Raw genomic sequence first — 7,920 nt, 5'->3', positions numbered from 1 at the left:
GGCTGACCCGGCGCTCGGCGAGCTTGATCGGTACGGACGGCATTCCCAGCGCAACCGCTGTCATGTCAGGCCCCCTTGAGCCGCTGAGGATGATGCTCGGGCACGGCGGTGAGCTGGGCCGACGCCTCGGTCGCGCCCAGCAGTTCCCCGACGGTGCCCGCGATGTTCTCGGCCGTCAGCCCGGACTCGGCCAGCACCTGGCCCCGGCTGCCGTGTTCGAAGAAGGTCTGGGCGAGGCCGAACGTACGCACCGGGACGCGCACGCCGGCCTGTTCGATCTCCTGGGCCACCGCCGCGCCGACGCCGCCGACGACGCCGTTGTCCTCCAGGGTGACGACGAGCCGGTGCCCGTGTGCGAGCTTCACCAGTGCGGGGTTGACCGGCTTGACCCAGCACGGGTCCACCACGGTGGCGGCGACGCCCGCGTCCGCGAGCCGGTTCGCCGTCTCGAGTCCCAGGCCGGCCAGCGCGCCGACGGCGACGATCAGGACCTCGGCCTCCCCCTCGGGGCGGGCCAGGACGTCCACGCCGTCGACCGTCTCCACGGCCTCGACGTCGGCGCCCACGTTCCCCTTGGGGAACCGGACCACCGTCGGCCCGTCCGAGACGGCCAGCGCCTCGCGGAGCTGCCGGCGCAGCCGGACCGCGTCGCGCGGTGCCGCGACCTGGAGGCCGGGCACGACCTGGAGGACGGACAGGTCCCACATGCCGTTGTGCGAGGCCCCGTCGCTGCCCGTGGCCCCGGCGCGGTCGAGCACGAAGGTGACCGGCGCGCGGTGCAGCGCCACGTCCATCAGCACCTGGTCGAAGGCGCGGTTGAGGAAGGTGGCGTACACGGCGACGACGGGGTGCAGCCCGCCCGCGGCGAGCCCGGCGGCCGAGGTGACGGCGTGCTGCTCGGCGATGCCCACGTCCAGCACCCGCTCCGGGTGGAGGTCCGCGAACTCCCCCAGCCCGACGGGCTGGAGCATGGCCGCGGTGATGGCGACGACGTCCTCCCGCTCCGCGCCGACCTTGACCATCTCCTCGGAGAACACCGACGTCCAGGACCGGCCCGCCGGTTTGCCCCCGCCCGCGGAGGCGCTGGGCGCGGCGCCGACCGCGTGGAAGCAGTCCGCCTCGTCCTGCTCGGCGGGCGCGTAGCCCTTGCCCTTGGTCGTCACGCAGTGGACGATGACCGGCCCGCCGAAGGCCCTGGCCCGCCGCAGTGCCCGCTCGACCTCGTCGACGTCGTGTCCGTCCACCGGGCCGATGTACTTCAGCCCCAGGTCCTCGAAGAGGCCCTGGGGAGCGACGAGGTCCTTCAGGCCCTTCTTCGCCCCGTGCAGGGTCTGGAAGAGCGGCCCGCCGATCATCGGCGTCTGCTGGAGCGCCTCCTTCCCCCAGGACAGGAAACGCTCGTAGCCCTGGGTGGTGCGCAGGGTCGTCAGGTGCCGGGCCAGCCCGCCCCGCGTGGGGGCGTAGGAGCGGCCGTTGTCGTTGACGACGATGACGAGGGGCAGGTCGTCGCTCGTGGCGATGTTGTTGAGCGCCTCCCAGGCCATCCCGCCGGTGAGCGCGCCGTCCCCGATGACGGCGGCCACGTGCCGGTCGTCCGCGCCGCGCAGCCGGATCGCCCGCGCCAGGCCGTCGGCGTAGGAGAGGGCGGTGGAGGCGTGCGAGTTCTCGATGACGTCGTGCTCGGACTCGGCCCGCGAGGGGTAGCCGGACAGGCCGCCACGGGCGCGCAGACCGGTGAAGTCCTTGCGCCCGGTGAGGAGTTTGTGCACGTAGGACTGGTGCCCGGTGTCCCACAGCACGCGGTCGTCGGGGGAGTGGAACACCCGGTGCAGGGCGATCGTCAGCTCGACGACGCCGAGGTTGGGGCCGAGGTGGCCGCCCGTGCGCGTCACCGAGGTGACCAGCACGTCGCGGAGCTCGGCCGCCAGGGCGGGCAGCGCGGACGGCGGCAGGGCCCGCAGGTCCGCCGGGCCCTCGATGCCGTCCAGCAGCGGCGTGCGCGGCCCGTCGCCCGTGGGCGGACGGGATGTGTGGTTGCCCGTGCCGTTTGCGGCCTTCGGGTCAGTGGGTGGGACCAAAGCGCACCTCCATGTTCGGCGCCAGCCCCAGCTCCGGGCCGGTGACGGTCTTCTCGGTGGCGATGAGCACGTTGTAGTGGTTGGGGAAGTGGCAGGAGTCGAAGCCCAGCACGGTGCCGACCCGTCGGCCGTTCGCCCAGACCTCGTCGCCCCGGTCGATGACGCCGCCCGCCTCGATCTCCACGAAGCCGAGGAAGCCGACGCGGTCGACCCGGGCGCCGGGCGTGGTGTCGTGCTGGTCGGTGGTGACGAGTTCGTGGATCTCCTCGCGCCGCACGCAGCGGCTCGCGTACTCCTCCAGCCGCATGCCCCGGTTCTCCTTGCGGTGGATGAGGATCTTCACCAGCGATCCGCTGACCGTGCGCTTTCCGCCGTCCTCGGCCGGGTTCACCGCGAGGCTCCTTCCGTGACGGGGGCGGCGACGGGTGTGCCGCCCGGGGGCTCCTGAGCCCGGGCCGCCTCGTGCTCGTAGACGGCGGCGACCAGCTCCAGGGCCGCGAGGCCGCCCTCGCTCGGGTCGGCGCCGGCGCGGACGGCCGCCGCGAACTCCCGCAGGACGCCGACGTACTCATGCCACAGCGACTGCTTGAACCCGTCGTGGCCGCCGAGCATGTCGGCGGTACGGACCTGGCCGTCGGCCAGGCGGACCTCGATGTCCTTGCGCTCGCCCGGGTAGGACCAGTCGAGCAGGACCCGGGCCGTGGCCCCGCCCGCGGCGCACAGCTCCACGTCCGCCTGGCGGTCCACGCCGTCGCCGTCCCGCGTCACGGTGGCGCCGGTCAGCTCCACCGGACCCAGGAACTGGCGAACGGTGTCGAACGCGTTGGGGCCGTTGTCGGCCACGCAGCCGCCGCCGCACCGCTCCGGGTCCAGATACCAGCGGTCGTCCCCGGCGTGCTCCTCGATCTGTTCCAGGTAGCGGACCGTCACGGAGCTGATGGGCGCGGCCTCCGGCAGCGACTCCAGCAGCGTCAGCGCGTTGTCGTTGTAGCGGCGGTGGAAGGACGTGAACAGGGGCACGCCCTTGGCCCGCGCGGCGGCCACCAGCGCCCGCCCGTCCGAGACGCGGGTGGCCAGCGGCTTCTCGACGCACACCGCGACGCCGGCCTCGACCAGGTCGGTGCACAGGGCGGCGTGGACGTCGTTGGGCACGTTGACGACGGCCGCGTCCAGCCCGGCCTCGGCGAGCATGCCGCGGTGATCGGTGTAGCACGCCGTCCGCCCCCGGTACGGGGCGAGCGCCTCCGGCCGCAGGTCGCACACGGCGGCCAGCTCCACCTCGGCGAGTTCGTCGAACGCCGCCGCGTAGAAGCGGGAGATGACGCCGAGCCCGATGATGCCCACGCGCAGCGGGCGCGGCTCCTCCGTGGTGCTCATGCCTGCTCTCCTTCCGGCGCGGTGAGGCGGAGTTCGGCCGCGACGTCGCGCAGCTCGGCCAGCAGCTCGGGCGCGACCGGCACGCCCTGCCCCAGCGCCTCGGCGCGCAGCGCCGCCTCGCGGCTGCCCGGATAGCCGACCGGGGCGTCCGGGCGCAGCGGCGGGCAGCCGGTCAGGGCGCCGAACAGCGCGCCGGCGTCCGACAGGAAGGCGTCGGCAGGGCGCAGGGCTCCGGGCGCGACGACGAGGGCGACGACGCCGATGTCGTCGTCCCGGCCGCTCGGCCCGCCGGTGCCCTCGTAGGCGTCCGGGGAGGGGCCGAGACCGGCGCCGGGGACCAGCGCGGCGAGCACCTCCACCAGCAGGGCGAGCCCGTAGCCCTTGTAGGCGCCCGTCTCGGGCCGGCCGCCCAGCCACAGCGGGAAGCCCTCGCCGCGGTCCAGGGCGTGCGGGTCGGTGACGGGGGAGCCCTCGGCGTCCACCATCCAGCCCTCGGGTATCTCCCGCCCGGCCCTGGCCGCCTCCCGGATCTTGCCCGTGGGGACAGCGGTCGTACTCATGTCCAGCACGTAGGGCGGCAGTTCGGGACCGGCCGGCGCCGCGACACTCAGCGGGTTGGTACCCAGCATGGCCACCCGGCCGCCCGGCGGCCGGGCGATGCGCTGCTGCCCGCAGTTGGAGGCGAGCACACCGACCATGCCGCGCTCCGCGACCCGTGCGGTGTGGTGCCCCGCGCAGCCGAAGTGCGTGGCACCGCGCACGGAGACCATGCCGATGCCGTACTGGGCCGCCCGCTCGGCGGCGAGGTCCATCGCCTCGGTGGCCTGCCAGAGGCCGAGGGCCTGGTGTGCGTCGACGAGGACGGCCGCGCCCCGGTCGGTGAGGATCTCCGGCTCGGCGTCGGCCACCATCCGCTTGTCCTGGAACTGCGGGAGGTAGAGCCGGGTGAGGTTGGCCAGGCCGTGCGAGCGCATGCCGGCGAGGTCGCCGTAGACGAGGGCCTCGGCGGCCAGCCGGGCCCGGCCCTCGGGCACGCCCAGCTCGGCGAAGACGTCGGCGGCGAAGTCGCGCAGCCGCTCGTAGGGAACGCGTGGCGTCATGGCTGTCCGTTCGTAGCGTGAGCGAATCGGGTGAGGAGGGCGGCCACGGAGCCCGCGAACTCCTCCAGGTCCGTCAGGTCCGCGTGTTCACCGGCCGCGTGGGCGCCGTTGGCGTCCAGGTCGCCGGGACCGAGGACGACGGTGTGCGCGCCCTCCACCCCGTGCATCCAGATCGCGTCGCAGGTGCACGCGGGGGCCTCGGGCGGCGCGGAGGCCACCCCGGCCGAGCGCAGGAGCGCCTCCGCCCAGGGGTCGTGGCCGTCCAGCGCGGGCAGCCCGCGCTTGAGCCACTCCAGGCGGGTGACGCGCTCGGCCTCGGCCGCCGTCAGCCCGAAGCCGGGCACCTCGGCGAAGCGCTCGGCGAAGGCGCGCAGCCCCGTGGCCAGCTCCTCCTCAAGCGCCCCGGTGAGCAGCCGGCCGGACTCCGTCGTCGGGTAGGCGAGGTTCAGGAGCAGCTTTCCGCTGCCGTAGACCTTGTTGTGCAGCTCTCCGGTGTGCAGCCCGGCCACGCACACCCTGGTGCCGGGCACCCGGCCGGAGAGCGTTCCGGCGAGGTGCGCGGCCAGGTGGCCGAGGAGCACGGTGGCGTTGTGCCCGCCGCCGGGGTGGTCGTCGATGGAGTCGGTGCCCCGGACGGTGATCCGGGCCGTGGCCGCGGCGGTGGAGCGTGGCACCGCGAGGTTGCGGCTGGGCTCGCAGAAGACGTTGAGCCGGCCGGTGTGCCCCGCCTCGACCAGCGGGCGCGTGCCGAACACGCCCATGGCACCGCCCTCCTCGCCGGAGACGAGCTGGATCAGCACGCCCGTCGACTCGCCCAGCTCCGGCACGGTGGCGATCGCCTCGCGCACCCCGGCCAGCAGGGCCACGGCCGGACCCTTGGCGTCGATGGAGCCCCGCCCCTCGAAGCGGCCCGCGTGGAAGGAGGGCTCCCAGAAGCCGTCGACGGTGTCGACGTGCACGTTGAACATGACCGTGCGTTCGCGCGGCAGGCTGGGACCCAGCCGCAGCACCATGCTCGGCTGCTCGGCGAGGAAGCCCGGGATGCGGGTGGCGGCCTCCCGCACGGTGACCGGGACGCCGGGCAGCTCCAGCACGGAGGCGGGGGCCGCCGCGTGGTGCACCACCGAGAAGCCGAGCGCGGCGGCGGCCTCCGCGTAGCGGCGCTGGGCCTCCCACAACAGCGGCGGTGGGGTGCCCTCGGCCGCCTCCAGCAGCCCTACGGTGGGCAGCTCCAGCAGCTCCAGCAGCAGGTCGAGATCGGCCGGGAGCAGCTTCACCGGTGCCGGGCCCGTCACGTGGCCTCCTCGGCGAGCCGGGCGAACAGCGCCTCCAGGGCCCGGCCGTAGCCGACGAAGGCCGCCACGCCGTCCGCCCCGGAGGTGGCCAGCGACTCGTGCGGGCGCACGTTGATGTGCGGCTCGATGGACCACACGCCCCGGTAGCCGGACTCCGTCAGATACCGGACGGCGTCGGCGACCCGGCAGCGCCCGTCGCCGGGGAGGGTGTAGCGGACGTCGTCCCGCGTGCCGACGGCGTCCTTGATGTGCACGTGGGCGACGTGCGGTGCGATGCTCGGCAGCAGGTCGTAGGCCTCGTAGTCGTAGGCGACGCCGTTGCCGGTGTCGAAGAGCAGCTTCAGCGCCGGGCTGTCGACGGCCTCCAGCAGCGCGAGCATGCGCTCGGCGCTGCTGCCCGCCCAGCCCGCGCAGTTCTCGTGCAGCAGGACCAGCCCGGCGTCCTCCGCGTGGGCGGCCAGCTTGCCCATGCGGTCCAGGACGGCGTCCCGCCAGCGCTCCTCGCTCCAGCCGTCGTTCGGATAGGACATGACGCGCACGTTGCGGGTACCCAACCGCTCGCAGCGGCTCGCGAGGGTCCGCAGCTCCCGCAGGTCCTCCTCGAAGTCCCCGCTGATGGGCCGGGCCCAGTTGGCGATGCGGGAGTCCACGCAGGTGACGCCGAGGCCGGCCGCGGACAGCCGCTCGGTCAGCCGGCCGAAGGCGGCGTCGTCCAGGTCCGCCAGCGCCGTGCCGTCGACGGAGCGCAGCTCGATGCCGCTCCATCCCAGGGTGGTGAGGGCGCTGAGCTGCTCGTCGAGGGAGGCTCCCGCCTCGTCCCCGATACCGCTCAGCAGGGGCGCGGCGAAGGGTGCCGCGGTGTCAGCTCGCATGGAGTCCGTCCTTTCCGGGGCCTGCCGCCGCGCCGGCCGGCTCCCCGCGCTCCGCCCGTCGCTTCGCCTGCTCGAGGAGCTCCACGACGTGGGCCTGGAGCTCGAAGTCCGCGACGAGGTCGGCGCCGTCGGCGAAGGCGCGGTAGGCGTGCAGCAGGCAGGCGTCCATCGCCTGGTCGTGGAAGATCTCGTGTTCCGCCGTCATCCCGAGGGGCGTCACACGCAGCTGGGCGTACGGGTCGTCGCCGCTGACCGGGTAGTGCCCGAGGGCGGTGCCGGCGTCGAACTCCAGCAGGATGCTGCGCTCGCGGACCGGGGCCACCAGGTCGCAGTCGATCGTGGTGATCACGCCGCTGTCGTGCCGCAGCGTCAGGCCCGCACTGCCCATCCGGGGCGCCACGCGGCGGCCGTCGGTGGCGTCGCTCCACTCCGCCGCGGTGACCCGCCCGCCGCCCGCCAGCCGCAGCGCGACGCCCACCGAGTGCGGCGGCTCGACATCGAACGCCGACGGATGGCTGCTGTTGCGCAGCGTGCGGCCGAGCCGCGGCTTGCGCTGGTGCACCGTGACCCGGCGCAGCGCCCCGAGCCGCCCCGAACCCACCAGCGTGGCCAGCCGTTCGGTGAGGGAGCTGTGCAGCCACGGGCCGACGACGGCGACGTCCAGCCCGTACGCGTCCCGCGCCCGGCGCAGCTCGGCCACCGTCTCGGTGTCCGCGCCGAGCGGCTTCTCCACCAGGAGGCGGCGGTAGCCGAGCGCCGCCAGCTCGTGCAGCAGGGGCACCCGGGCCGTCGGCGGCGTGCACAGGTGGACGACGGTCCGCGCCGGATCGCGCAGCGCGGCCGCCGCGGCGAGCGTGGGTACGATCTCCAGCCCTGCGGGTACGTCGAGCACCGGCAGCGGCAGGGCGTCGTAGCCCATCGGGACGGAGTCGGCGAAGAGCGCGCCACCCGCCCCGCCCTCGCGCAGGCGGTGCACCACCGGAAGGTGCAGGTCCCGTCCGGAGCGTCCAATCCCCACGACCAGTGTGTGCAGCAACGGGCCTCCTCAAGGACTCGCGGCGGAGGCTTCACGCTAAGGCGAGAGCGGCGTCACGGTGATTGGCAAATACCTGTCTGCCAGGCGCCGGCGGGCACGCACTGAATTGCCATGGCAGGTCGCTTCGGCCACTCCCTAGCCTGAAGGACCGCTACCAAGGGG

General features: G+C 74.4%; 7 protein-coding genes. All 7 read right to left on the bottom strand.

Annotated elements, in window-relative coordinates; translation table 11 throughout:
• Positions 1–65 precede the first annotated feature (65 nt).
• The 7 genes from dxs to HPT28_RS16335 all read right to left on the bottom strand — a co-directional run bounded on the left by dxs (position 66) and on the right by HPT28_RS16335 (position 7,758).
• A complete protein-coding gene (gene dxs, locus HPT28_RS16365) occupies positions 66–1,991 on the bottom strand; it encodes a 1-deoxy-D-xylulose-5-phosphate synthase (RefSeq protein ID WP_219091838.1) in 1,926 nt (641 codons plus the stop codon).
• A gap of 70 nt (positions 1,992–2,061) precedes the next feature.
• Positions 2,062–2,469, bottom strand: a complete 408-nt coding sequence (locus HPT28_RS16360; RefSeq protein ID WP_219091835.1) for a hypothetical protein — start codon at positions 2,467–2,469, stop codon at positions 2,062–2,064.
• Positions 2,466–3,455 (bottom strand): Gfo/Idh/MocA family protein, encoded by a 990-nt coding sequence (locus tag HPT28_RS16355; RefSeq protein ID WP_219091834.1) that lies wholly within the window; start codon positions 3,453–3,455, stop codon positions 2,466–2,468. The genes HPT28_RS16360 and HPT28_RS16355 overlap by 4 nt, the downstream gene beginning before the upstream one ends.
• Positions 3,452–4,555, bottom strand: coding sequence for an Ldh family oxidoreductase (locus tag HPT28_RS16350; protein WP_219091833.1), 1,104 nt, complete (start codon positions 4,553–4,555; stop codon positions 3,452–3,454). The genes HPT28_RS16355 and HPT28_RS16350 overlap by 4 nt, the downstream gene beginning before the upstream one ends.
• The gene (locus tag HPT28_RS16345; protein WP_219091832.1) at positions 4,552–5,850 is read right to left on the bottom strand and encodes a M20/M25/M40 family metallo-hydrolase; all 1,299 of its coding nucleotides are present in this window, start codon (positions 5,848–5,850) and stop codon (positions 4,552–4,554) included. Before HPT28_RS16345 ends, HPT28_RS16350 begins: the two co-directional genes overlap by 4 nt.
• Positions 5,847–6,722, bottom strand: a complete 876-nt coding sequence (locus HPT28_RS16340; protein ID WP_219091831.1) for a sugar phosphate isomerase/epimerase — start codon at positions 6,720–6,722, stop codon at positions 5,847–5,849. The genes HPT28_RS16345 and HPT28_RS16340 overlap by 4 nt, the downstream gene beginning before the upstream one ends.
• Complete coding sequence (locus HPT28_RS16335) at positions 6,712–7,758, bottom strand: hypothetical protein (protein WP_219091830.1); 1,047 nt, start codon at positions 7,756–7,758, stop codon at positions 6,712–6,714. The genes HPT28_RS16340 and HPT28_RS16335 overlap by 11 nt, the downstream gene beginning before the upstream one ends.
• Positions 7,759–7,920: the final 162 nt, after the last annotated feature.

This window comes from Streptomyces sp. JJ38 (assembly GCF_019303475.1).
Classification (GTDB): Bacteria; Actinomycetota; Actinomycetes; order Streptomycetales; family Streptomycetaceae; genus Streptomyces.
The sequence above is the reverse complement of the archived record's forward strand: the minus strand, read 5'-3'. Positions and strand labels throughout refer to the sequence as shown.